21 protein-coding genes are annotated in these 22,907 nt (G+C 72.8%); 10 read left to right on the top strand and 11 right to left on the bottom strand.

All coding sequences use genetic code 11. From position 1 onward, the window contains the following. The first annotated feature begins 446 nt into the window (after positions 1-446). The 5 genes from FB454_RS17930 (at position 447) to FB454_RS17910 (ending at position 7,488) form a co-directional block, all read left to right on the top strand. A complete protein-coding gene (locus FB454_RS17930) occupies positions 447-2,738 on the top strand; it encodes a TRAP transporter fused permease subunit (RefSeq protein WP_013287915.1) in 2,292 nt (763 codons plus the stop codon). Then, the gene (locus FB454_RS17925) at positions 2,714-3,733 is read left to right on the top strand and encodes a TAXI family TRAP transporter solute-binding subunit (RefSeq protein ID WP_013287916.1); all 1,020 of its coding nucleotides are present in this window, start codon (positions 2,714-2,716) and stop codon (positions 3,731-3,733) included. Before FB454_RS17930 ends, FB454_RS17925 begins: the two co-directional genes overlap by 25 nt. A 64-nt stretch (positions 3,734-3,797) precedes the next feature. Next, positions 3,798-6,134: a sensor histidine kinase gene (locus tag FB454_RS17920; protein ID WP_013287917.1), complete on the top strand. Its 2,337-nt coding sequence runs from the start codon at positions 3,798-3,800 to the stop codon at positions 6,132-6,134. After that, a complete protein-coding gene (locus tag FB454_RS17915) occupies positions 6,131-6,523 on the top strand; it encodes a roadblock/LC7 domain-containing protein (protein WP_013287918.1) in 393 nt (130 codons plus the stop codon). Before FB454_RS17920 ends, FB454_RS17915 begins: the two co-directional genes overlap by 4 nt. Beyond that, entirely contained in the window at positions 6,520-7,488 is a 969-nt protein-coding gene (locus FB454_RS17910; RefSeq protein WP_013287919.1) for a TAXI family TRAP transporter solute-binding subunit, read from the top strand. The genes FB454_RS17915 and FB454_RS17910 overlap by 4 nt, the downstream gene beginning before the upstream one ends. Positions 7,489-7,503: 15 nt before the next feature. Here FB454_RS17910 and FB454_RS17905 read toward each other — a convergent pair whose 3' ends face one another. Further along, a complete protein-coding gene (locus FB454_RS17905) occupies positions 7,504-8,043 on the bottom strand; it encodes a GNAT family N-acetyltransferase (protein ID WP_013287920.1) in 540 nt (179 codons plus the stop codon). Positions 8,044-8,121: 78 nt separating this feature from the next. On the opposite strand from FB454_RS17905, the gene FB454_RS17900 reads away from it, so the two are divergent. The 5 genes from FB454_RS17900 to FB454_RS17880 are packed head-to-tail and all read left to right on the top strand — an operon-like array spanning position 8,122 to position 11,041. Next, positions 8,122-9,045, top strand: a complete 924-nt coding sequence (locus FB454_RS17900) for an ABC transporter ATP-binding protein (protein WP_013287921.1) — start codon at positions 8,122-8,124, stop codon at positions 9,043-9,045. A 36-nt stretch (positions 9,046-9,081) separates the two neighbouring features. Next, positions 9,082-9,873: an ABC transporter permease gene (locus FB454_RS17895; protein ID WP_013287922.1), complete on the top strand. Its 792-nt coding sequence runs from the start codon at positions 9,082-9,084 to the stop codon at positions 9,871-9,873. Next, positions 9,870-10,382, top strand: coding sequence for a TetR/AcrR family transcriptional regulator (locus FB454_RS17890; protein WP_013287923.1), 513 nt, complete (start codon positions 9,870-9,872; stop codon positions 10,380-10,382). The genes FB454_RS17895 and FB454_RS17890 overlap by 4 nt, the downstream gene beginning before the upstream one ends. A gap of 33 nt (positions 10,383-10,415) precedes the next feature. Then, positions 10,416-10,670, top strand: a complete 255-nt coding sequence (locus FB454_RS17885; protein WP_013287924.1) for a type II toxin-antitoxin system Phd/YefM family antitoxin — start codon at positions 10,416-10,418, stop codon at positions 10,668-10,670. Then, the gene (locus FB454_RS17880; RefSeq protein WP_013287925.1) at positions 10,667-11,041 is read left to right on the top strand and encodes a type II toxin-antitoxin system VapC family toxin; all 375 of its coding nucleotides are present in this window, start codon (positions 10,667-10,669) and stop codon (positions 11,039-11,041) included. The genes FB454_RS17885 and FB454_RS17880 overlap by 4 nt, the downstream gene beginning before the upstream one ends. Positions 11,042-11,044: 3 nt before the next feature. On the opposite strand, the gene FB454_RS17875 is transcribed toward FB454_RS17880, so the two are convergent. The 10 genes from FB454_RS17875 to ppdK all read right to left on the bottom strand — a co-directional run bounded on the left by FB454_RS17875 (position 11,045) and on the right by ppdK (position 22,708). Next, positions 11,045-11,587 carry a hypothetical protein gene (locus tag FB454_RS17875; protein ID WP_013287926.1) on the bottom strand — a complete coding sequence of 181 codons (543 nt, stop codon included), beginning with the start codon at positions 11,585-11,587 and terminating at the stop codon, positions 11,045-11,047. Continuing rightward, entirely contained in the window at positions 11,587-13,482 is a 1,896-nt protein-coding gene (dnaG, locus tag FB454_RS17870) for a DNA primase (protein WP_013287927.1), read from the bottom strand. Before dnaG ends, FB454_RS17875 begins: the two co-directional genes overlap by 1 nt. Before the next feature lie 72 nt (positions 13,483-13,554). Continuing rightward, positions 13,555-13,800, bottom strand: coding sequence for a helix-turn-helix transcriptional regulator (locus FB454_RS17865; RefSeq protein WP_013287928.1), 246 nt, complete (start codon positions 13,798-13,800; stop codon positions 13,555-13,557). Between the two features lie 10 nt (positions 13,801-13,810). Continuing rightward, positions 13,811-14,662 (bottom strand): ABC transporter permease, encoded by an 852-nt coding sequence (locus FB454_RS17860; RefSeq protein ID WP_013287929.1) that lies wholly within the window; start codon positions 14,660-14,662, stop codon positions 13,811-13,813. After that, the gene (locus FB454_RS17855) at positions 14,659-15,633 is read right to left on the bottom strand and encodes an ABC transporter ATP-binding protein (RefSeq protein ID WP_013287930.1); all 975 of its coding nucleotides are present in this window, start codon (positions 15,631-15,633) and stop codon (positions 14,659-14,661) included. Before FB454_RS17855 ends, FB454_RS17860 begins: the two co-directional genes overlap by 4 nt. Before the next feature lie 44 nt (positions 15,634-15,677). Then, on the bottom strand, positions 15,678-17,312 hold the full coding sequence (locus tag FB454_RS17850) for a BCCT family transporter (protein WP_013287931.1): 1,635 nt from the start codon (positions 17,310-17,312) through the stop codon (positions 15,678-15,680). A gap of 57 nt (positions 17,313-17,369) precedes the next feature. After that, positions 17,370-18,206, bottom strand: a complete 837-nt coding sequence (locus FB454_RS17845; RefSeq protein ID WP_013287932.1) for a siderophore-interacting protein — start codon at positions 18,204-18,206, stop codon at positions 17,370-17,372. A 48-nt stretch (positions 18,207-18,254) separates the two neighbouring features. Further along, entirely contained in the window at positions 18,255-19,481 is a 1,227-nt protein-coding gene (locus FB454_RS17840; RefSeq protein WP_013287933.1) for a deoxyguanosinetriphosphate triphosphohydrolase, read from the bottom strand. A gap of 49 nt (positions 19,482-19,530) precedes the next feature. After that, positions 19,531-19,884, bottom strand: a complete 354-nt coding sequence (locus tag FB454_RS17835; RefSeq protein WP_013287934.1) for a VOC family protein — start codon at positions 19,882-19,884, stop codon at positions 19,531-19,533. 115 nt (positions 19,885-19,999) lie between these two features. After that, a complete protein-coding gene (ppdK, locus tag FB454_RS17830) occupies positions 20,000-22,708 on the bottom strand; it encodes a pyruvate, phosphate dikinase (protein ID WP_013287935.1) in 2,709 nt (902 codons plus the stop codon). Between the last annotated feature and the right edge of the window lie 199 nt (positions 22,709-22,907).

Raw genomic sequence — 22,907 nt, 5'->3', positions numbered from 1 at the left:
GTGGAGTCGATCGTGGAAACGTGAGACGGCGAACACGCTTTCCAGCCATTTCCCAACCGGGTGAGCGTGGCGGGCGCGAGCGCACACAGCACGGCGCGAGCGGGGTGCTACGGGCGCCGTCCGCGCGAGCCGCCACGAAAGACGCACCCACCTCAGCGGACACGTTGCGTGACGACAAGCATCCCCGGCACGTTCATTCTTCATCGTTGTAAGTGATATCGGGAGAGAGCCGGGAGAACCCTTCTCCCGCCATTGCGAAACAGTTTCAAGAAATAAGTGACGCGAGTGAGCGAAGCTCCATTCCGTCACTCATTGCAATCACGATCGGCAATGTTCCCAACATGCGCGCTATTCGCGTATCGTGCCCCCTCGTGCCGCCCGTTCGCCCCTCCGACGCGACTCCCCCCAAACCCCGGCCGCCGTCCGGCGGACGACCGGGGTCCGACGTGGACGCCGAGGTGGTGTCGCTGCCGCCGGACGACGGAAGCGTCGCCGGACCCGAGTGGGCCGACGACGGGCCGGGCGAGACCCACCACCACAGCCGAGCAGCGCACCACACCGCAGGCGAGCACCACACCGCGGACGAGCACCACACCGCAGGCGAGCACGACACCACGGGCGAGAACGAGACCCGCGACAAGAGCGAGAGCCCGGAACAGACCCAGGACGCCCGCGAACTGGCCGCCCGGTTCGAGGAGGAGAAGCCGGGACGCGTACTCGCCGGACCGGTCGGTGTCCTCTTCACCGGCATCACCGTCGCGGTCGGGCTGCTGACGCTCTGGCAGGTGTTCTTCCCGCTGGCCCAGGGCAGCAAGTACTACCTGATCTTCTTCCTGGCCGGCGTCCTGCCGATCGTGTTCCTCGCGTACCCCTCGGGGGTGCGGCTGCGACGCGCCAAGGCTGACGCGGCCGACGCGGACGACCGGCGCGGACCGACGCCCGTGGACTGGCTGCTGGCCCTCGCGGCGCTCGTCGTCTGCCTCTACCCGGTGCTGCCGGTCACCATCGGCGCCGGTGGCGGCGGGTATGACGCCTTCCTCGACCGGCAGGGCCTGCTCGATCCGCTGGACGTGGCGTTCGGCACCGGGCTGCTGCTTCTGCTGCTGGAGGCGTGCCGGCGCACGACCGGATGGATCCTGCCGGCGGTCTGCGTGCTGTTCCTCGGGTACGGCTACTACGGCGGGCTGCTGCCGCAGTCCTGGCCGGTGGCGCACGCGGGGCTCGACTTCGGGCAGCTCGTCGACGCGTTCTACAACTCCGACAGCGGCTTCTACGGCACCCCGCTGGACGTGGCCGCCTCCTACATCGTGCTGTTCACCATCTACGGCGCGGTGCTCAACCTGTCCGGCGCGGGCCGGTTCTTCGTGGAACTGTCCGCCGCCGCGTTCCGCCGCTCCCGGACGGCCGCCGGGCGCACCGCCGTCGCCTCGGGTTTCCTGCTCGGCACGGTCTCCGGCTCCGGCGCCGCCACCACGGTCAGCATCGGCGCGGTGACCTGGCCGATCCTGCGCCGCGCCGGCTACCCGGCCGAGCGGGCGGGCGGCATGCTCGCCGCCGCCGGTGTGGGGGCGATCCTGTCGCCGCCGACGCTGGGCGCCGCGGCGTTCATCATCGCCGAGTACCTGGGCGTCTCCTACCTCCAGGTGCTCGGCTGGGCGACGGTGCCGACGATCCTCTACTACCTGGGCATCCTGCTCTCCGTCGAGATCGACGCCCGGCGCTCCGGGGTCCGCCCGGTGGTCATCGACACCGGCTCGGCCTGGCGGCTGCTGGCCCGCTTCGGCTACCACTTCCTCTCGCTCTTCGTGATCATCGTGGTGCTCGCACTCGGCGCGTCGGCGATGCGCGCGGTCGTCATCGCCACCGTGCTCGCCGCCGTGCTGTCCTTCCTGGACCGGCGGCACCGCCTCACGCCGGCCCGGCTGGTGGAGGCGCTGCGCGACGGCGTACGCGGGGTGCTCGCGGTGAGCGCCGTCTGCGCCGCGGCCGGCATCATCACCGCCACCACCACGAAGACCGGCCTCGGGCCGCAGGCCGCAGCGCTGCTGATCGACGGCGCGCAGGCGGTCAGCTCCGAGCCGGCAGTGGTGCTGGCCCTCACCGCCGTGCTCGCCGCCGTCGCGCTCAGCCTGCTCGGCCTCGCCGTGCCGGTCACCGCCTCGTTCGTCATCGGCTGGGTGATCATCGGTCCGGCGCTGCTCAACCTGGGCGTCGAAGCGCCCGCCGCGGCCATGTTCGTCTTCTACTTCGCGGTGCTGTCCGAGGTCTCGCCGCCGACCGCGCTCGCAGCTGTCGCCGCCGCCGCGGTCACCGGCGGCCGGCTGGTGCCGACCATGTGGCAGACCCTGCGGTACGCGCTGCCTGCGTACCTGATTCCGCTGGCCTTCGTGATCACACCGACCGGTCTCGGCCTGCTCGGCATCGGCGGCGCCGGGCGGATCGTGACGGCCGGCCTGGTGTCGGCACTGGGTGTCGCGGTGCTGGCGGTCGCGGCCGGCGGCTGGCTACCCGGTGTGGGCCCGGCCGGCGTGCCGGAGCGGATCGTCGGCGCGATCGCCGGGCTGGTGCTGCTCTGGCTGGAACCACTGCCCATGGCGATCGGCGCGGCGCTCGCCGCGCTCGCGGTCGCGGGCGTGTACGTCCGACGTGGCGCCGCCGGGCACCCCGGCCGCCCGGCGGTCGAAGAATCCGTGGACCTTGGGGAGGAGAGAGAGTGGGACGGATCGACGCGAGGATAGTGGCGGGTGTCGGGGCACTGGTCCTGGTCGCCGCCGGTGCCGCCGGCTGCGGGGGCCGTCAGGACGGCGCGGCGAAGGACGACGCCGCCCGCGAGGTCAGCTGCAAGGTCACCAAGGACACCCGGGTCGGCATCGCCACCGGCAACGCCACCGGCGTCTACTACGTGGTCGGCAACGCGCTCGCCGGTGAGCTGAGCAAGACCACCGACGGCAAGCTCACCGGGACGGCCGCCGAGACCGGCGCCTCGGTGCAGAACGTCGAGCAGCTCGTCGCCGGCCAGTACGACGTGGCGTTCTCGCTGTTCGACACCGCCGTCAACGCGGTGCAGGGCAAGGGGAGCTTCAGCTCGCCGCAGCCGGTGAAGGCGCTGGCCCGGATCTACGACAACTACACGCAGGTGGTGGTCCGCGCCGACGCGGGGATCACGTCGGTGGCCGACATGAAGGGCAAGAAGATCTCCACCGGCTCGCCCAAGTCCGGCACCGAGGTCATCGCCAACCGGCTGCTCACCGCCGCCGGACTGGACCCGGCCAAGGACATCCAGGCGCAGCGGCTGGACCTCACCAAGACCGTCGACGGCATGAAGGACGGCAGCATCGACGGCTTCTTCTGGTCCGGCGGCGTGCCGACCGGCGGGGTCACCGACCTGTTCACCACGTCGGGCGACAAGGTGAAGTTCGTCGACATCAGCCCGCTGCTGCCGAAGATGGCCGAGCTGAACCCGGCGTACCAGGCGGGCACCATCGGCAAGGACATCTACCGGACCCCGGCCGACGTGCCCACCATCGTGGTGCCGAACGTGCTGCTGGTGCGGGACAACCTGGACGCCGACGTGGCCTGCGCGATCACCCGGACGGTGTTCGACTCCAAGGACGCCCTGGCCCAGGCGAACCCGGCGGCGAAGGGCATCGAGCTGGGCAACGCCCGCAAGACCGACCCCGTGCCGCTGCACCGCGGCGCGGAGCGGGCGCTGAGCGACCTCGGCGCGAGCTGACCCGAACGGGCCGGGCCCGGACGCGCGTCCGGGCCCGGCCCACCGACCCGACCCGGAGACCCCCGTGCCGCTGCCCCACCCGGCCCGCGTACGCCGGCATCACCGCTCCGCGGACCGCACCGGACGCCTCCGCTCGGTCCGCGTCCAACTGCTGGCCCCGATCCTGGTGGCCACTGCCGGTCTGGTCGTGCTGGGGGCGGCGCAGACCGGCGCCGCGCTCGACGCGTCCGCCGACGCCGACCGGGCCCGCGTGCTGGCCGGCACCGCCACCGCGACCGTACGGCTGGTGCACGAGCTGGAACGCGAACTGGCCGAGACGGCCGCGTTGCGCCAGCGCGGCGGTACGTCCGGCCGCCCGCTCGTGGACGCGCAGCGCCGGCGGGTGGACACGGCGGTGGAGCGCTACCGCTCGGCGCAGGGTGACGCGCGCCGGGCCGCCCCGGATCTGGCCGGGGTGCTCGACGACGTGGGCGGGCGCCTGGCGCAGCTCGCACCCACCCGGGACCTGGCGTTGGCCGGTGAGCGCGGCGACCCGGCGTACGTGTCGCTCGTGGAGTCGCTGCTCGCGGTCGCGGACGCGCTGCCGAGTCAGCTCCGCGACGCCGACCTGGCCAACCAGGCGCGCGAGGTGGCAGCGGTGGCCGCCCAGGAGCACCTGTCCGCGCTGGAGCGCGACCTGCTGCGGGCGGTGTTCGTCAGGGGTGGACTGCAAAGTGGCGAGCTGGCCCGGCTGGGCCGGCTGCGGGGTGCCCGGGAGCAGCGGCAGGCCGAGTTCCTGCGGATCGCCTCCGCCCCGGCGAACAGGGCCTGGTACCGGCTGGTCGACGGCACCGACGTGACCACTGCCCGCCGGATGGGTGACGCCGTGCTCGACTCCGACGGCGCGCCGGGCACGGTGAAGACCGACGGTGACGCCTGGTACGTGGCGCAGAGCGGCGCGATCCGCCGGTACAACCTGCTCGGCCGGGACCTGACCGACGGGCTGGACCGGGACGCGGCGGACCTGGCCGGGACGGCCCGGTTGCGTGCGGTGCTGACCGCCGGCGCGACGAGCACCGTCGCACTCGGCTCGCTCGTCACCGCAGTGCTGCTGGCGGTACGCACCAGCCGCCGGTTGCGTCGGCTGCGGGTGGCCGCGCTCACCATGGCGAACCGGGAGCTGCCGGAACGGATCACCGCGATCGCGGCGGGCGAGCGGACCCCGGCGGAGGGTCCGGCGACCCGGATGACCGACGGGATCAGGCGCGGCAAGGACGAGGTGGCGCAGGTCGCCGAGGCGTTCGACACGGTGAACCGGGCCGCGTTGCGGCTGGCCGGGCAGCAGGCCGAGTTGCGGCTGGACGTGACCCGGATGGCGGAGGCGCTGGCCCGGCGCATCCGTACGCTCATCACCCGGCAGCTGCGGCTGCTCGACGACTTCGAGCGCGAGGAGACCGACCCGGACGCGCTGGCCCGCCTGTTCGCGCTGGACCACCTCGCCGCCCGGTTGCGCCGCAACGGCGAGAACCTGCTGGTGCTCGCCGGTGGCGAGCCCGGCCGGGGGCACGAGGGCGCGTTGCTGCTGGACGACGTGGTGCGGGCGGCGGCCTCCGAGATCGAGGACTACCCGCGGGTCGAGATCGACGTGCCGACCGCTGCGGTGCACGGCGCGGCGGCCGGCAACCTGGTGCACCTGCTGGCCGAGCTGCTGGAGAACGCCACCGTCTACTCGCCACCGGAGGCCCGGGTGCTCGTCGACGGGCGGCGCACCGTCGACGGGCTGGTGCTGCGCGTACACGACCAGGGCATCGGTGTCAGCGAGAGCCGGCTGACCGAGATCAACGATCGGCTGGCCGCGCCGGCCACGCTGTCCAGCGCGGCGGCGGGCAGCATGGGCCTGCACGTGGTGGCCCACCTGGCCGCCCGGCACGGGATCCGGGTGCAGTTGCACAACCCGGGCACCGGCACTGTGGCACAGGTCGACGTACCGGAATCGGTGCTGACCCGGGTCGAGTCGGTGGCGTCCCGGCCGACGGCCGAGCGGCGACAGCGCGCCGCGGCCTGGTTCAAGTCCGGGCCGGCCGGTGGCCGCAGTCTCGTCACCAGCGCCACGACCGTCGGCCCGGTGCGCGGCGTCGCCGCCGTCCGCACGCCCGGTGGCGCGCTGCTGGCGCCGAGCGCGGCGCGGATCCGGCCGGTGAGCGTGCCGCCGACGCCCGTCCCGACCACCGCCGCCGGGCTACCACGGCGGCAGGTGGGCGGCCACCTGCCCGAGCCGATGCCGGACACCACCGCGCCGCCGCCGGCGATCGACCTGCTCGACCCCGAAGTGGTACGTGCCCGGCTGTCCGCCCTCGCCGAGGGGGTGGCCAGCGCGACCCGCCGTGCCCCGAACACCACACCCAACGGGAGAAGACCATGACCTCATCGTCCTCCGCCGGCCTGGACTGGCTGCTGGCGAACTTCGCCGAGCAGGTGCCGGACGTCTCGCACGCGCTCGCGGTCTCCGAGGACGGGCTGCGGCTGGCGTCCTCACCCGACCTCGCCCCCGACCAGGTCGACCAGCTCGCGGCGGTGATCAGCGGGCTGGCGAGCCTGACAGTGGGCGCGGCCCGGCTGATGTCCGCCGGCCGGGTACGCCAGCAGATCGTGGACATGGACGGCGGGGTGATGCTGGTGATGGCCGTGGGTGAGCGGGCGCTGCTCGGCGTGCTGGCCGCGCCCGGCTGCGACCTGGGGCAGATCGGCTACGAGACGGCGACGCTCGTGCAGCGGGTGGCGGAGGCGCTGGAACCGGCGGTGCGACGGTGACCGGCCGCCCGCTGCGGCTGCTGGCCGCGCTGATGACGGCGGTGCTGGTGGTCGGCTGCGCGGCCGAGGACTCCGCCCCGGAGGCGTGGCACGGCGGGCGGATCTTCCTGGCCACCGGCAACACCACAGGCGTGTACTACCAGCTCGGCGGCGGGTACGCCGACCTGATCACCCGCCACCTGCCCGGGTACGAGGCGCGGGCGGAGCCGACCGGCGCGTCGGTGGAGAACATCACCCGGGTGGCGAGCGGGGACATGGAGATCGCGTTCAGCCTGGCCGACACGGCGGCGGACGCGGTCGACGGGCGAGGGGCGTTCGACAAGCAGCCGCAGCCGGTACGGGCGCTGGCCCGGGTCTACAGCAACTACACGCACGTGATCGTCCGCGCCGACGGAAAGATCGGCAGCTTCGCCGACCTGCGCGGCAAGCGCATCTCCACCGGTTCGCCGAAGTCCGGCACCGACATCATCGCCGGGCGCCTGCTCACCGCCGGCGGCATCGACCCGAACCGGGACATCCAGCGGTTCAACCTGTCGCTGCCGGAGACGGTCAAGCGGATGCGCGCCAAGGGCCTGGACGCCATGTTCTTCTCCGGCGGTCTGCCCACTCCCGGTGTCAAGGATCTGCTCTCGTCCGCACCGGGCACGTTCCGGCTGCTGCCGATCGACGAGCTGATCGAGCCGCTGAGCGCCCGCTTCGGCGCTGTCTACACCACCGCGACGCTGCCGAAGGAGGTCTACGACACGCCCGAGCCGACGCCGACTATCACCGTGTCGAACGTGATCCTGGTGGCGGCGGACATGCCGGAGCAGCTCGCGTACGACCTGACCCGGGTGCTGTTCACCTGGCAGGGCGAGTTGATCCAGGTGCACCCGGAGGCGGCGAACTTCAACCGGTCCAGTGCCGCGGCGACCCGCCCGATCCCGTTGCACCCGGGCGCGCAGCGGTTCTACCGCACCGGCTGAGCGCGGGACCGCCTGCTACGGCGTCCAGTCGCGCCGCAGCAGGCCGTAGATCACCAGGTCGGTGAAGCCGTCGCCGTCGTACTCGCGGTCCCGCTGGGTGCCCTCGTGGACGAAGCCGCACCGCTCGGCGGTACGCCGCATGGCCGTGTTGCCGGCGAGCGTCTCGATCTCCAGCCGGCGCAGGTTGCGGTTGCGGAAGCCGTACCGGCAGAGCAGCCGGATCACCTCGGTGCCGTAGCCCTGGCCGCGCGCCTCCGGCAGCAGCGTGATGCCGAGGTGGGCGTACCCGTTGAAGGCGTTGATGCCCCAGAGCACGCCGGTGCCGAGGAACGTGCCGTCGGCGACGGTCTCGGCCAGCAGCGACACCGGAGCGGCGGCCTCCGGCTGCTCGGCGGCACGCTTCTCCAGCCGGGCCCGGACCTGCCCGACGTGGTGCGGCAGGAACGGCTCGTCGTCGGTGACCAGGTGCAGCTCCGGGTCGCTGTGCAGCCGGAACATGTCCGGCGCGTCGTCGGGGGTGGGCGGACGCAGGCGGACCCGGTCGGTGGCGAACATGCCGCGACGCTAACGGCGGACGGGTGGGCCGACAACCGGATTCGGCCTCCCTACCGACCGGTCGGTAGGGAGGTGCGTATGACCCCGCTCGTGCTCGCCACCGCCCTGACCAAGACCTACGGGACGCGCGACGCCCTGCGCGCGCTCGACCTGACAGTCGCGCCGGGCAGCCGGTTCGTCGTGCTCGGCCACAACGGCGCCGGCAAGTCCACGCTGCTGGAGATCATCGCGACGCTGCGCACCCCGACGTCCGGCTCGGTACGCGTCGGCGGCTTCGACACCGTCACGCAGGCGCGGGACGGCCGGCGCCTGATCGGCCTCGCGCCGCAGTCGAACGCCCTGGACCCGCTGGCCACCCCCACCGAGGTGCTCGACTTCCACGGCGTGGCGCTCGGGCTCGGCCGCCGTGGGCGGGCCCGCCGTACGCGGGAACTGGTCGACCTGTTCGGCCTGGGCGAGCACCGCGCGGCCCGGGTCGCCACGCTCTCCGGCGGCACCCGCCGCAAGCTCGACCTGGCAGTGGCGCTCGTCGCCGAGCCCGCCGTGGTGATCCTGGACGAGCCGACCACCGGCCTGGACCCGCTCGCGCGCATCGACTTCTGGACCGAGCTGACCCGCCTCAACCAGGCCGGCACGTCGCTGCTCATCTCGACCCAGGACCTGCACGAGGCGGACGTGCTCGCCACCGAGATCGCGGTGCTCCGGGACGGCCGGGTGGTCGCCCAGGGTTCACCGGCGTCGCTCAAGCAGCGCGTCGGTGCCCGTACGCTCACGCTCGACCTGTCCGGCGCCGCCGCCGCTGCCGCGTTCGCCGCCGCGTCCGAGGCCGGGTTCCGCGCCGACCCCGACCGCCCGGACCGGGTACGCCTCAGCGTTCCCGACGATCCGCGCGCCCTGGCGAAGGCCCTGGTCGAGGCCGGAGACGCCGCCGCCGACATCACCCGGCTGCACCTCGCCGAGCCCTCCCTCGACGACGTCTTCGTCGCCCTCGCCGCCCGCTGAGGCGTGATCCCACCGCACCCCGAAAGGCCCGAACCCGTGCTCCCGCTCGCAGTCGCCCCGCCCCGCCACTCCCCGGCCCCTGTCGTCCTCGCGGCGATCAGACGTTCCACGCGCGCCGTGCTCCGTACGCCCGCACTGCTTGTCGCCCCGGTCGCCCAGTCCCTGTTCTTCCTGCTCGTCTACGCCGGGCAGCTCGACGCCGTCGGCAGCACCTACCTGGACGGGACGAGCTTCATCGCGTTCCTGCTGCCGCTGATCCTGCTCACCGGCGTCGCCACCGGCGCGGGCGCCGCCGGCACGCTGGTGCTGGGCGACCTCAGCAGCGGATACCTCGACCGCCTGCGGCTCGCCCACGGCACCACGACACCGTTCCTCGTCGGCCCGGTCGTCGCCGCGCTGATCGCCGTCGTCCTCCAGATGGCGGTGACAGTGGCCGGGGCCGCGGCGATCGGCTACCGGCCGGCGAGCTGGTCCGGCGTCGCCGGGATGCTGCTGCTGATGCTGGCCCTGGGCGTCGGTGTCGCGCTGCTGAGCACGGCGCTCGCGATCCGGTCGGCCTCGGCGTCGGCCACCAACCTGGTCACGCTCGCCGTGTTCGGCCTGTCGTTCTTCACCGGCGTGTTCGCGCCGGTCGACGAACTCGCCGGCTGGATGCGGGTGATCGCCGTGGCCAACCCGCTCACCTATATCGTCGACACCGCCCGCCAGCTCGGCGGCGACGCGGCGCTCACCGCGGCCCCGATCGGCGTGGCGGCGATCGTCACCCTCGCCGTCGCCGGGACCGCGGCCTGCGCCCTCGCCCTCCACCACGCGAGGAAGAACCGATGAGCCCAGCCGACACCCGCACCCAGATCATGGACGCCTTCGCCGAGCAGCTCGCGGCGACCGGCTACCGGGGCATCTCCCTGGTCGGCGTGGGCCGCAGCGTCGGCATCCAGAAGCCGTCCATCTACCACCACTTCCCCGGTGGCAAGGAGGATCTCTACATCGCGGTGGCGGAGCGGTACATCCGGGACGTCGGCGCCCGGATCTCGGCGGCGCTGGCCGGCCCCGGCGACGTGCCGCACCGGCTGCACGCGCTCGCCACCGTCGCCGCCGGTCAGCACGGCGACGCCGTCACGTTCGAGCAGCGCGTCTCGGGACTCTACGTCGCCCTGATGCTGGCGCCGGTGACCCGGTTCTTCGCCGACGCCCGGTCCGAGGGCGTCGTCACCGGCGAACCGGAGTTCCTGATGAACGCGTTCCTGCACCTGGCCCGCGCCGCCGACCTCACCGACGAGACCGGACCCGCCCGGATCGTCGCGCTCTTCCTCGACGGCGCCCGCCCACGTGCCTAAACTAAGGACTTAGCTAACCGAGGAGGTCGCGCAATGTCGGCTGAGGCTGTGCACTACAACATGCATGACGCCAAGACCCACCTGTCGCGCATCATCGAGCGGGTGGAACGCGGCGAAGAGATCATCATCGACCGGGCGGGCACCCCCGTGGCGAAGGTCGTGCCGCTCGTGCGCCGCGCCAACCGCACGGCGGTCGGCTCCCTCGCCGGGCAGGTGGACCTCTCCGGTGACTGGGACTCGCCACAGACCAACGCCGAGATCGCCGCCGACTTCGGAATCGGCGCATGACCCTGCTGCTGGACACCCACGTCGCGCTCTGGGCCATCACCGGCGACGCCACCCTCGGTGTCGAGTTCCTCGACCGGCTACGCCACGACCCAGATGTCTTCCTCTCCCCGGTCAGCCTCTGGGAGATCACCATCAAGCAGCAGGCGGGGAAGCTCTCCGGCCCGCCCGATCTGGCCGAACGGGTACGCGACATGGGTTTCCGTGAACTACCGGTGACCCACGACCACGCCATCACCGCGGGCCGCCTGCCGCCGCATCACCGTGACCCCTTCGACCGCATGCTGGTGGCTCAGGCGATCACGGAGAATCTGACCCTGGCCACGCGCGACGCTTCCATCCCGCTCTACGAGGTCGACGTCCTCAAGGTGTAGGTGTCAGGCGTCGGCGGGGGTGGTGGCGGCCCGCGCCGCCGCGACCAGCCGGGCGGTCTCGTCGGTCACCGCCTGGTCGTCGGTCGGCGTCCCCGGGTCGTAGCGGACCGTCCAGGTCAGGCCGTCGACCCCGGGCACCCGCCGGGCCGCGATCCGCCCGGAGCCGCCGGGCACCTCGTGGTGCGAGGTGTACGCCACCGAGCCGGTGACCCGGGCCCGGACCTGGTGCGGCAGGTCGCCCGGGTCGACGAGCAGGTAAGTCTCGGGGAGGCCGTCCGCGACCACCAGGTAGCCGTCGCGCTCGGCGACCGGCTCGGCCGGGGTGACTGTCAGCTCGCGGCCGGACCAGACCGCCTTGAGGATGTCGTGCCAGCCGAGGCGCTCCACCCGGCCGGGCAGCCAGAGCCCGCGGTTGCTGGCGACCAGCACGCCGTCGTTGCCGCCCTCGCCGGTGCCGGCGGCGGCCCAGGCGAGCACCCGCTCGTCGGCGGCCAGCGGCGGCCGGTCGGCCGACGGCAGTTTCGGCCGGCGGTTGAACAGACCCATCACAAACCTCCGGCGGCCTGCTCGCGCAGTGCCCGTGCGTGCTGTTCCAGCGAGAGCAGTTCTCCGAACAGGGCGAAGTACTCGTCCTTGTTGCTCACCGGGTTGACTCGCTGGATCTTCGACTTCAGGTCGCGGATGCGGCCCGTGACCGAACTCCACTGGAGCCGGGCCATGGTGATCGAGACGTACCGCGGGTCGGGCTCGCCGTCAATGCGCAGCGGCTCCACCGCCAGCTCACCGATCAGCGCCTGCCCGGCCAGGTCGTCGCAGGCGTCGCGGACCCGCTCGATCCAGACGGCGCCGCCGGTGGCGCCGGACGCGCCGCCGGCCGCTGCGACTGCGGCGCGTACCGCGACGTGCACCGGGTGCTGGTAGTCGGTCGCCTCGACCGCGTCGAACATCGGGCCGGCCAGGACCGGCTCCTGCAACGCCAGCTTCAGCGCTTCCCGCTCCACCATGGACCGCGGACTGTCCACGCTGGGCGCCCCCGGGCGGGGGCGCGCGGGTGCGGCGGGCGTACCGGGCGCCGGTTGCCCGTTCGCGGCGGTGAGCACCGCACGCTGCACCGGCTCGATCTCCATGCCGAGGTCACCGGCGAGCTTGCGCACGTACTCCGGGCGCTTCTCCCGGTCCTTGATCTTCGCCACCAGCGGCGCGGCGCGGCGCATGGCCTCGACCCGGCCGTCGACGGTGTCCAGGTCGAACCGGCTGATCACGTGCCGGAGGGCGAAGTCGACGAGCGGCTCACGGCGGGCCACCAGGTCACGCACGGCCAGGTCGCCCTTTGCCAGGCGCAGCTCGCACGGGTCCATGTTGTCGGGGCTGACCGCGATGAAGGTACGCCCGACGAAGCGCTGGTCGTCTTCGAAGGCGCGCAGCGCCGCCTTCTGCCCGGCCGCGTCGCCGTCGAATGTGAAGATGATCTCCCCGGCCCGCTCGTCGCTGTCGAACAGCACCCGGCGCAGCACCGAGATGTGGTCACCGCCGAACGCCGTGCCGCAGGTCGCGACCGCTGTCGGCACGTCGGCGAGGTGGCAGGCCATCACGTCGGTGTAGCCCTCGACCACCACCACCTTGCCCTGCTTGGCGATCTCCCGCTTGGCCAGGTCGATGCCGTAGAGCACGTGCGACTTCTTGTAAATCGGCGTCTCGGGCGTGTTGAGGTATTTCGGGCCGTCGTCGTCGTCGAAGAGCTTGCGGGCGCCGAAGCCGATCACGTCGCCGGTGATGTCCCGGATCGGCCACATCAGGCGGCGGCGGAACCGGTCGATCAGCGAGCCGGAGCGGGCCGGGCGGGACAGGCCGCCGATGACCAGCTCGTCGTGGGTGAAGCCCTGCTGGCGCAGGTGCTTGGTGAGCAGGTCCCACCCGTCGGGGGCGAAGCCGCAGCCGTACCGCTCGGCGGCGGCCCGGTCGAAGCCGCGCCCGGCGAGGAACTCGCGGGCCGGGCGCGCGCCGGCGGTGGTGAGCTGGGCCCGGTAGAACTCGACGGCGGCGGCGTGCGCGGCCACCAGACGCTGCCGCTGCCCCTGCTGCGGGCGGGTACGCGGCGTGGACCGGTCGTCCTCGACGTAGCGCAACTGGATGCCGGCGCGGGCGGCGAGCCGCTCAACGGACTCGACGAAGCTGAGGTGCTCGGCGTCCATCAGGAACTTGATCGCGTCGCCGCCGACCCCGCAGCCGAAGCAGTAGAACACGTTGCGGGCGGGCGAGACGTTGAACGACGGGCTCTTCTCGTCGTGGAACGGGCATAGCCCCTTGAGGTTGCCGCCGCCGGCCGACTTGAGCGTCACCACCTCGGAGATGACGTCCGCGATGGCGGTGCGCTCGCGGACGAGCGCGATGTCCTCGTCCCGGATCCGCCCCGCCATGACCGCCACCCCCTCGGCGTACATCCTGCCCTGCCGGACCGACGTTGCGACGGCCGGGGGGACGGGCGTGTGGCCGGCCACGCCCGTCCCCCCGGCTCAGGCCGAGCGGGCCGCCGCGGGGTCGCCGATGCGCGGGAACGGCTCGATGGAGAAGACCACCTCGACCGGCACCTCGAAGTACGCGGCGATGCGCAGCGCCAGGTGCAGGCTGGGCCGGAACTCGCCGCGCTCCAGGTAACCGACGGTCTGGTAGTGCACACCGAGCGCGTCGGCCAGTTGCCGGCGGGAGATGCCCCGTTCGGCGCGCAGCACCGCGATCCGGTTGTGCACGGTCTCGCTCATCGACGCCCTCTCATCCGACCCGCTGCATGGCCCGTTCCCGCCGGGCCGCGACCCGCGAGCCGGACTCCCGGCGGGCCATCCGGCGCAGCACCACCGGGGCCAGCACGAGCCCGAGCACCGCCCAGGCTCCGAGCACGCCGACCGTCTCCAGGTGCCGCCAGGAGCCGCCGAGTTCGACAGCCGCCAGGTCGCCCGGGAGCAGCGCCGAGCGCATGCCCAAGCCTAGCCAGTAGAGCGGGAAGACCTGGGCGACGCCCTGGAGCCAGCCGGGCAGGCCGTTGATCGGGTAGAAGATGCCGGACAACGCGATGAGACCGAAGATCGGCATCACCACCAGGCCCATGTTGCGCGGGTTCTCGACCAGCGAGCCGATCACCGCGCCCAGCGGCAGCGTCGCCACCAGCCCGAGCGGCACCACCCAGGCCAGCGTGAGCCAGGCGCCGGGGTCGCCGAGCCGCAGCCCGTCGAGGAAGAACAGGCCGGGCGTGAGCTGGATGACGACGCCGATCAGCGCGACCGCCGACACCAGCACGATCTTGCCGACCAGATAGCCGAGCATGCCGTCCGGGATGGCCTTGGCGCGCAGCAGCGTGCCGTCCTCCCGGTCGATGACGAGCTGGTTGGCCAGCCCGAGCAGGCCGCCGAAGAGCAGGCCCATGCCGAGCGCGCTGGGCAGCGTACGGGCGCCGAGGGAGAAGTCGGTGCCGGGCACCGTCGAGCCGCGCATCCAGAACACGGCTACCAGCAGCACCACCGTGGGGAAGAAGTAGGTCCAGAGATCCTGGCCGTTGGTGAACGTGGCGCGCAGCTCGATCACGCCGCGCCGCAGCCCGGCCCGCAGCGCGTTGGTGGTCGGGTTCATCGGTTCGCCTCCTGCTGCCACACCCGCTCGGCCCGGCCGGTACGGATGCCGGTCTCCTCCTCGTGCACCAGCGCCAGGTACGCGTCCTCCAGGCTGGCCCGGCGCACCTCCAGCTCGCGTACCCGGTCGCCGTGCTCGCGGAGCAGGTCGCGCAGGAACGCGGTGGCGTCGCCGGTGGCGTGCACGTACCGCTCGCCGTCGCGGGTCCAGCGCACCTCGGCGTCCCCCGCGACGCGCCGGGCGAGCTGGTCGGGCGACCCCTCGGCGATGATCCGGCCGCCGGCCAGGATGAGGATGCGGTCGGCCAGCTTCTCCGCCTCGGCCAGGTCGTGCGTGGTCAGCACGATGGTGGTCTCGTCCAGGTCGGCCAGGCGGTGCACCAGCTCGTGGAACTCGCGCCGGGCGGCCGGGTCGAACCCGACGGTCGGCTCGTCCAGGAACAGCAGTTCGGGGCGGCCGACGATGCCGACAGCGACGTCGAGCCGACGGCGCTGACCACCGGAGAGCCGGGCCACCCGGCTGCCGGCGTGCGCGCTCAGGCCCACGGTCTCCAGCAGCTCGTCGACCGGCCACGGGCGCGGGATCCGGTCGGTGGCGTACGGCGCGTAGAAGTCGCCGAGGTGTGCGAGCAGCTCCCGCACCCGCCACTTGCCGTGGTCGCGCCAGGACTGGAGCACCACGCCGAGCCGCGCGCGCCACCGTTCGTCGCCGCGGGCCGGGTCGGTGCCGAGCACGCGCACCGTGCCGGCCGAGGGCAGCCGGAAGCCTTCGAGGATCTCGATGGTGGTGGTCTTGCCCGCGCCGTTGGGCCCGAGCAGCGCCACCACCTCGCCCCGCCGGGCGGTCAGGTCGACGCCGTGCAGCACGTCGACGGCGCCGTAGCGCATGCGCAGATCCCGCACGTCGAGGACGAGATCCTCGTCGGGAGGTCGGGGGGACGCGACGGCCCCCGGGAGTTCGACCGCAGTCATGCCCCGGAATGTAGCATCTCTACTACAATACGAGGTACCCCCACTCAGGGGCGGGGGCGATGGAACCAGCGCGTGACGGGAGCCGGATCCTCCTCCTCGTACGACCGGGCCGCGTTCACCGCGGCGGCCAGGCCGGAACGGCGGGGCCGGGGCCCGGCGCGCAGCATCGGATCGGCGGCCATCTCCCGGAGCACCGCGACGGCCAGGCCCAGCATCACCACGACGAACGGCAACGCGACCAGGATGGTCGCCTGCTGCAGCGCGGCCAGGCCACCGGCCAGCAGCAACGCCGCCGCGACCGCGCCGATCAGCACGCCCCAGAGCACCACCACCCCGCGATGTGGCCGCAGCGCGCCGCGCGAGCTGAGCGAGCCGAGCACCAGCGACGCGGAGTCCGCGCTGGTGACGAAGTAGAGCGCGATCAGCACCATGGCGAGCACGCTCGTCAGCGTGGCCAGGGGCAGCGCGTCGAGCAGCCCGAACAGCGCCTGCTCGGAACCGGCGCCCACGTCCGCCACCAGGTCCCGGGTGCCAGTGGTCTGCGTACGCAGGGCGGTCCCGCCCATCACCGCGAACCAGACGGTGCTCGCGCCGCTGGGTATCAGCAGCACCCCGATCAGGAACTGACGGACCGTACGGCCGCGCGAGATGCGGGCGATGAACGTGCCCACGAACGGCGCCCAGGAGATCCACCACGCCCAGTAGAAGACGGTCCACGAGCCCAGCCAGGCCGGGTCGGAGAACGCCCCGGTACGCGTCGACATGCGCACCAGGCCGCTCAGATAGTCACCGACCGAGGCCGGCAGCACCTCCAGCGTGTAGACGGTCGGACCGACCACGAACACGAACAGCATCAGCGCGACGGCGATCAGCACGTTCGTGGTGGACAGCCACTTGACGCCCCGGTGCAGTCCGGAGAAGGCGGACACGACGAAGGCGAGCGTGAGCGCTCCGATGATCGTCAACTCGACGGCCCGGCTGTCCGGCACCCCGGCCACCAGGTCGAGGCCGGCCGCCACCTGGAGCGCACCCAGCCCGAGACTGGTCGCGGAGCCGAACACGGTGGCGAAGACGGCGAGCAGGTCGATCCCGCGGCCGAGCGGGCCGTCGGTCCGGTCCCCGAGCAGCAGCGCGAACGCGGACGAGATCCGGTTGCCCCGCCCCTTGCGGAACGTCGAGTACGCCAGGGCCAGCGCCGCGATCGCGTAGATGCCCCACGGGTGCAGCGTCCAGTGGAAGAGCGTGTACTGCATGGCCGCCGAGGCGGCGGCGCCGGTCTGCGGCTCGACTCCGGAGGCCGGCGGCGGCGTGGCGTAGTGCTGCATCGGTTCCGCGACGGCGAAGAACACCAGGCCGATGCCCATGCCGGCGCTGAACATCATGGCGACCCAGGCCAGGGTGTTGAACTCCGGCTCGTCGTCGTCGGCGCCCAGCCGGATCCGGCCGAACCGGGAGGCGGCCACGACGACCGCCAGCACCAGAAAGGCGTCGGCCGCGACCACGAAGAACCAGCCGAACGTGCTCACGGCCCAGGCCAGGCCGGACTCACCGAACCGGGCCAGTGAACCCCGGGCGAACACGCCCCACAGCACCACCGCGAGCACACCGGCTACACCGGCGCCGAGCACCACCCGGTCTACCCGCTGGGCAACGGCCCGCCGCCCCGATTGTCCCGTCATGCCTCCATCGTCGGCGGGCCGGGCGCACCGCCGCGCCGGAATGCCGCAGGAACCACGTCAGGACACGACGGCGGCGGCCTCCTCGGCCTCCACTGCGGCGTTCCAGGCCGGCTTGGTGGACCGCCAGCCCTCGTCGTCCATGCCACGCCGCCAGTAGCCGGAGATGGACAGGTCACCCCGGGGCACGCCGCGCTCGACGCGCAGCAGCCGCCGCAGCTCCTTCATCGCCCCGGCCTCACCGTGCACGAACGCGTGCACCCGGCCGGGCGGGAACGCCAGCGCCCGGACCGCCTCGACCAGCGGCTCGCCGTACGGACGCCCGTCGCGGTGCAACCAGCACACCTCGACCTCACCCGCGCTGGTCAGGGGCAGCTCGTCGGCCGGGCCGCCGACCTCGACGTACACCTTCGCGGGCGCGCCCACCGGCAGCCGTTCCAGGGCGGCGGCGATGGCCGGCAGCGCGCTCTCGTCGCCCGCCAGCAGGTGCCAGTCGGCAGCCGGGTCCGGCGCGTACGCGCCGCCCGGCCCGGTGAACAACACCCGGTCGCCGGGACGCAGCGCCGCCGCCCACGGCCCGGCCAGACCCTCGTCGCCGTGGTGCACCACGTCGACAGTCATCTCACCGGCCGCGGCGTCCCAGGCCCTGATCGTGTACGCGCGCAGGCGCGGCCACTGCTCCGCCGGGAACTCCCGCTTGATCGTGGCCAGGTCGACCGGGTCCGGGTAGGTCACCCCGGCCGGCGGGAAGACGAACTTCACGTAGTGGTCGGTGTACGCGCCCACCGGCAGTCCGGCCAGCTCGGCGCCGCCCAGGACCAGGCGGATCAGGTGTGGGGTGGGCCGCGTGGTCCGGACGACCGTGGCGGCGGTGAGCTTCTTCGGGCGATCCGTCATGCGCTTAGGCTAGCCTAAGTTCGATGGCTCGCCCCGGGCACGATGCGGTCAGCTCGGCGACACCAGGCGGGCGTGCCAGGCCAGCGCGGCCGGATCGGTGAGCGAGGCGACCTGGTCGATCACCACGCGCAGCCGCGCGGCGTCGTCCGCCGCGTCACGCCACAGCGGCGCGAACACCGGGTCGAGCGCATCCGGCGCCCGGTCCAGCAGCGCCGCGACCAGCCCGGTCAGGACGTCGCGCTGCCGCGCGTAGCGGTCCCCGGCGCCGGGGCGGCGCATCACGTACCGCAGCGCGATGCCCTTGAGCAGCGCGCACTGCGCCCGGATCCGGCGCGGCACCTCCAGGTCGGCGTCGTAGCGGCGGTGCGGGCCGGGCCCGTGGCGCTGCTCGGTCGCGGCCACCACGCCGGCGACGAACCGGCCGGTGAGCACGCTCGTGGTGGCCTTCAACGCGGCGAGCGCGCGGTGGCTGCCGTCGTACGCGGCAAGCGGGGCGAGCACCGGATCGGCCAGCAGGCCGGCGAGCACCTCGCCCAGATCCTCCGGCGCCTCACCCGAGTAGGCGGCGGACACGTCGGCGCAGAGCGCCCGCCGCTCGTCCGCGTCGGCCAGCAGCGGGCGCAGGTCGACGTACCCGCCGTGGATGCCGTCCTCGACGTCGTGCACCGAGTACGCCACGTCGTCGGCCCAGTCCATCACCTGGGCCTCCAGGCAGCGCCGGTCGCCCGGCGGGGCGCCTTCGCGCAGCCAGTCGAAGACCGGGCGGTCGTCGGCGTACACGCCGAACTTGCGCTCGCCGGGGCGGCGCGGCCACGGGTACTTGCTCACCGCGTCCAGCGCGGCCCGGGTCAGGTTCAGCCCGGCCGAGCGCCCGTCCGGGGCGAGCACCTTCGCCTCCAGCCGGGTGAGCACCCGCAGCGTCTGCGCGTTGCCCTCGAAGCCGCCGCAGTCGGCGGCCAGCTCGTCCAGGGCGTACTCGCCGTTGTGCCCGAACGGCGGGTGGCCCAGGTCGTGCGCCAGCCCGGCGGTGTCCACCACGTCCGGGTCGCAGCCCAGCCGGGCGCCCATCTCGCGGGCGATCTGCGCGACCTCCAGCGAGTGGGTCAGCCGGGTACGCAGGAAGTCGTTCGTCCCGGCGGTGTGCACCTGGGTCTTCGCGGCGAGCCGGCGGAACGCCGCCGAGTGCAGCACGCGGGCGCGGTCCCGCTCGAACGGCGACCGGCCGTACCCTGTGTCCTTGGGCGCCTCGTCGACCAGCCGCGCCGCGTCGCTCATTTCTCCCGGACTGGCAGAGGGTCGCGACTGCGGGGCTCGCAAGACCGGCTCACTCCTCGCGCTCCCGGAGCACGCAGAACTCGTTGCCCTCCGGGTCGGCGAGCACCGTCCACTCCACGTCCCCCTGGCCGATGTCGACGTGCCGGGCGCCCATGTCGACGAGGCGCTCCACCTCGGCCTCCATGTCGGCCGGGCGCAGGTCGATGTGCAGCCGGTTCTTCCCCTCCTTCGGCCCGGAGACCGGGACGAAGACGAGACCGGGCGTCGTGTCGGGGGTCCGGCGGATCTCCACCTCGTCCGGCTTGTCGGTGATCACCTGATAGCCGAGGGCCTCCGCCCACCAACTGGCGAGCCGGGACGGATCCCGGGCGTCGATGGTCAGGTTCTCCCAGACGGCGGTCATGCGGCCACCCCTCCTGATCGACACGTGGCGGAAGCTCAGGCTACGCCGAGGAGGCCGGAAAGGCGCGCCGGGCGTACGCGGGGCCGCCGGCGAGCACCGGCGGCCCCGCGCCGCGTCAGCGGGAGTCCGAACCGGTGGTGGTGATCGACGCGCGGCCTGCCTCCAGCCGGGCCACCGGCACCCGGAACGGCGAGCAGGAGACGTAGTCCAGGCCGACCTCGTGGAAGAAGTGCACCGAGTCCGGGTCGCCGCCGTGCTCGCCGCAGACGCCGAGCTTGAGGCCCGGACGGGCCGCCCGGCCCTCCTCGGCGGCGATGCGCACCAGCCGGCCGACGCCGTCGGTGTCGATCGACTCGAACGGCGAGATACCGAAGATGCCCAGCTCCAGGTAGCGCCAGAAGAACGCGCCCTCCACGTCGTCGCGGGAGAAGCCCCAGCCCATCTGGGTCAGGTCGTTGGTGCCGAAGGAGAAGAACTCGGCCGCCTCGGCGATCTGCCCGGCGGTCAGCGCCGCCCGGGGCACCTCGATCATCGTGCCGATCAGCACCTCGACGCCGCTGTCCCCGACCACCTCGGCGATGATCCGCTCGGCCTCGGCGCGTACCGTCTCCAGCTCCTGCACGGCCCCGACCAGCGGCACCATGATCTCCGGGCAGGCCTTGCCGCCGTCGCGGACGACCGCGACGGCGGCCTCCGCGATCGCGCGGACCTGCATGGCGAACAGGCCGGGGATGACCAGGCCGAGCCGGACGCCGCGCAGGCCCAGCATCGGGTTCTCCTCGTGCATCCGCCGCACGGCGGCGAGCAGCGCCTCCTCCTTGGCGACGTCCTCGCCGCGCTCCTGTGCCACCGCGACGTTGACCGCGAGCTGTTCCAGCGGGGGCAGGAACTCGTGCAGCGGCGGGTCGATCAGCCGCACGGTGACCGGCAGGCCGTCCATCTCGCGGAAGATCTCGATGAAGTCGGCCCGCTGGAGCGGCAGCAGCGCGGCGAGCGCGTCCTCCCGCTCCCGCTCGCCGGATGCCAGGATGAGCCGCTCGACCAGCTCGCGCCGGTCGCCGAGGAACATGTGCTCGGTGCGGCACAGGCCGATGCCCTCGGCGCCGAAGCGCCGCGCCCGGGCCGCGTCCGCGCCGGTGTCGGCGTTCGTGCGTACCCGCAGCCGCCGCGCGGCGTCGGCGTGCGTCATGATCCGGTGTACGGAGCGGACCAGCGCGTCGTCGGTGTTCTCCGGGTCGAGTTCGCCCTCGAAGTACTGCACCACCTCGGACGGCATGACCGGCACCTCGCCGAGGTAGACCTTGCCGGTGGTGCCGTCGATCGAGACCACGTCGCCCTCGTTCACCACGTGGTCGCCCACAGTGAACTTCTTCGCCGGTACGTTCACTTCCAGCTCGTCGGCACCGGAGACGCAGGTCTTGCCCATGCCGCGGGCCACCACGGCGGCGTGGCTGGTCTTGCCGCCCCGGGAGGTGAGGATGCCCTTGGCGGCGATCATGCCGTTGAGGTCGTCCGGGTTGGTCTCCCGGCGGACCAGGATCACCGACTCCCCCTCGGCGGCCAGCTCGACCGCCCGGGCCGAGGTGAAGACGACCTTGCCGGACGCGGCACCCGGGGAGGCGCCGATGCCCTTGGCCACCGGCTCGAACTCGTGGTCGAGCTGGAAGCGCGGGAACATCAACTGGGCGAGCTGCGCGCCGTTGACCCGGTGCAGCGCCTCGTCCAGGTCGATCAGACCCTCGTCGACGAGCTGCCCGGCGATGACGAACGCGGCGGCGGCGGTGCGCTTGCCGACGCGGGTCTGGAGCATCCAGAGCTTGCCGCGCTCGATGGTGAACTCGATGTCGCAGAGGTCCTTGTAGTGCTCCTCCAGCCGGGCCATGATGCCGAGCAGCTGGTCGTAGGAGGTCTTGTCGAGCTGCTCCAGCTCCTGCAACGGCACCGTGTTGCGGATGCCGGCGACCACGTCCTCACCCTGGGCGTTGGCGAGGTAGTCGCCGTAGATGCCCTGCGCGCCGCTGCCCGGGTCGCGGGTGAACGCGACGCCGGTACCGGAGTCGGGACCGAGGTTGCCGAAGACCATCGTCACCACGTTGACGGCGGTGCCCAGGTCGGCCGGGATGCGCTCCTGGCGGCGGTAGAGGATCGCCCGCTCCGCGTTCCACGAGTCGAAGACCGCGCGGATGGCGAGGTCGAGCTGCTCGCGCGGCTCCTGCGGGAACTCGCGGCCGGTGTGCTTGGCGAAGATCTGCTTGTACGCGTCGACAAGCCCGCGCAGGTCGTCGGCGTCCAGGTCGAGGTCGTTGTGCGTGCCCTTGGCGCGCTTGATCTCGTCGAGCGCGTGCTCGAACTCCTCGCCCGGCACCTCGCAGACGGTCTTGCCGAACATCTGGATCAGCCGGCGGTACGAGTCCCAGGCGAACCGGTCGTTCCCGCCCGCCTGGTTGCTCAGGCCGACCACGCTGCGGTCGTTGAGGCCGACGTTGAGGACGGTCTCCATCATGCCCGGCATGGAGAACTTGGCGCCGGAGCGCACCGAGACGAGCAGCGGGTCGTCCGGGTCGCCGAGGCGCCGGCCCATCTCGCGCTCCAGGGACTCCAGGTGCGCCTCGATCTGGGCGGCCAGGCCGTCCGGCTCGCGCCCGGTCGTCAGGTACGCCTTGCAGGCCTCGGTGGTGATCGTGAAGCCGGGCGGAACCGGCAGGCCGAGATTCGTCATCTCGGCCAGGTTGGCCCCCTTGCCGCCGAGCAGATCCTTGAGATCCTTGTTGCCCTCGGCGAAGTCGTAGACGTACTTCTGCTCGACCGGATCGTGCGCTGCCACCAGAGCCTCCCACGCGCGCCATTGACACTTAACGAAGGTTCAGTTCGGACATACCCCGGTAGTGACCACCGGTAATCCCGGCTCGTCAGCGTCGGTGGGGCGAAGGCTAGGCGAGTTTCGAGAAACCTGGGAGCGTTCGGTGACTTTCGGCACAACGGTCACCACAATCCGCGTTCGTACGGGTTTTTGGGAACGCTTC

This window comes from Micromonospora sp. CNZ297, assembly GCF_007827625.1.
This window is presented reverse-complemented; position numbering and strand designations above follow the sequence as displayed.

Coding starts and splice junctions, on each gene's coding strand:
- FB454_RS17875 (WP_013287926.1), bottom strand. CDS start 11,587: ATGGGTCTGTTCAACCGCCGGCCGAAACTGCCGTCGGCCGACCGGCCG.
- FB454_RS17845 (WP_013287932.1), bottom strand. CDS start 18,206: ATGACGGATCGCCCGAAGAAGCTCACCGCCGCCACGGTCGTCCGGACC.
- FB454_RS17915 (WP_013287918.1), top strand. CDS start 6,131: ATGACCTCATCGTCCTCCGCCGGCCTGGACTGGCTGCTGGCGAACTTC.
- FB454_RS17855 (WP_013287930.1), bottom strand. CDS start 15,633: ATGACTGCGGTCGAACTCCCGGGGGCCGTCGCGTCCCCCCGACCTCCC.
- FB454_RS17850 (WP_013287931.1), bottom strand. CDS start 17,312: ATGACGGGACAATCGGGGCGGCGGGCCGTTGCCCAGCGGGTAGACCGG.
- FB454_RS17835 (WP_013287934.1), bottom strand. CDS start 19,884: ATGACCGCCGTCTGGGAGAACCTGACCATCGACGCCCGGGATCCGTCC.
- FB454_RS17840 (WP_013287933.1), bottom strand. CDS start 19,481: ATGAGCGACGCGGCGCGGCTGGTCGACGAGGCGCCCAAGGACACAGGG.
- FB454_RS17890 (WP_013287923.1), top strand. CDS start 9,870: ATGAGCCCAGCCGACACCCGCACCCAGATCATGGACGCCTTCGCCGAG.
- FB454_RS17905 (WP_013287920.1), bottom strand. CDS start 8,043: ATGTTCGCCACCGACCGGGTCCGCCTGCGTCCGCCCACCCCCGACGAC.
- dnaG (WP_013287927.1), bottom strand. CDS start 13,482: ATGTACGCCGAGGGGGTGGCGGTCATGGCGGGGCGGATCCGGGACGAG.
- FB454_RS17885 (WP_013287924.1), top strand. CDS start 10,416: ATGTCGGCTGAGGCTGTGCACTACAACATGCATGACGCCAAGACCCAC.
- FB454_RS17880 (WP_013287925.1), top strand. CDS start 10,667: ATGACCCTGCTGCTGGACACCCACGTCGCGCTCTGGGCCATCACCGGC.
- FB454_RS17865 (WP_013287928.1), bottom strand. CDS start 13,800: ATGAGCGAGACCGTGCACAACCGGATCGCGGTGCTGCGCGCCGAACGG.
- FB454_RS17900 (WP_013287921.1), top strand. CDS start 8,122: ATGACCCCGCTCGTGCTCGCCACCGCCCTGACCAAGACCTACGGGACG.
- FB454_RS17860 (WP_013287929.1), bottom strand. CDS start 14,662: ATGAACCCGACCACCAACGCGCTGCGGGCCGGGCTGCGGCGCGGCGTG.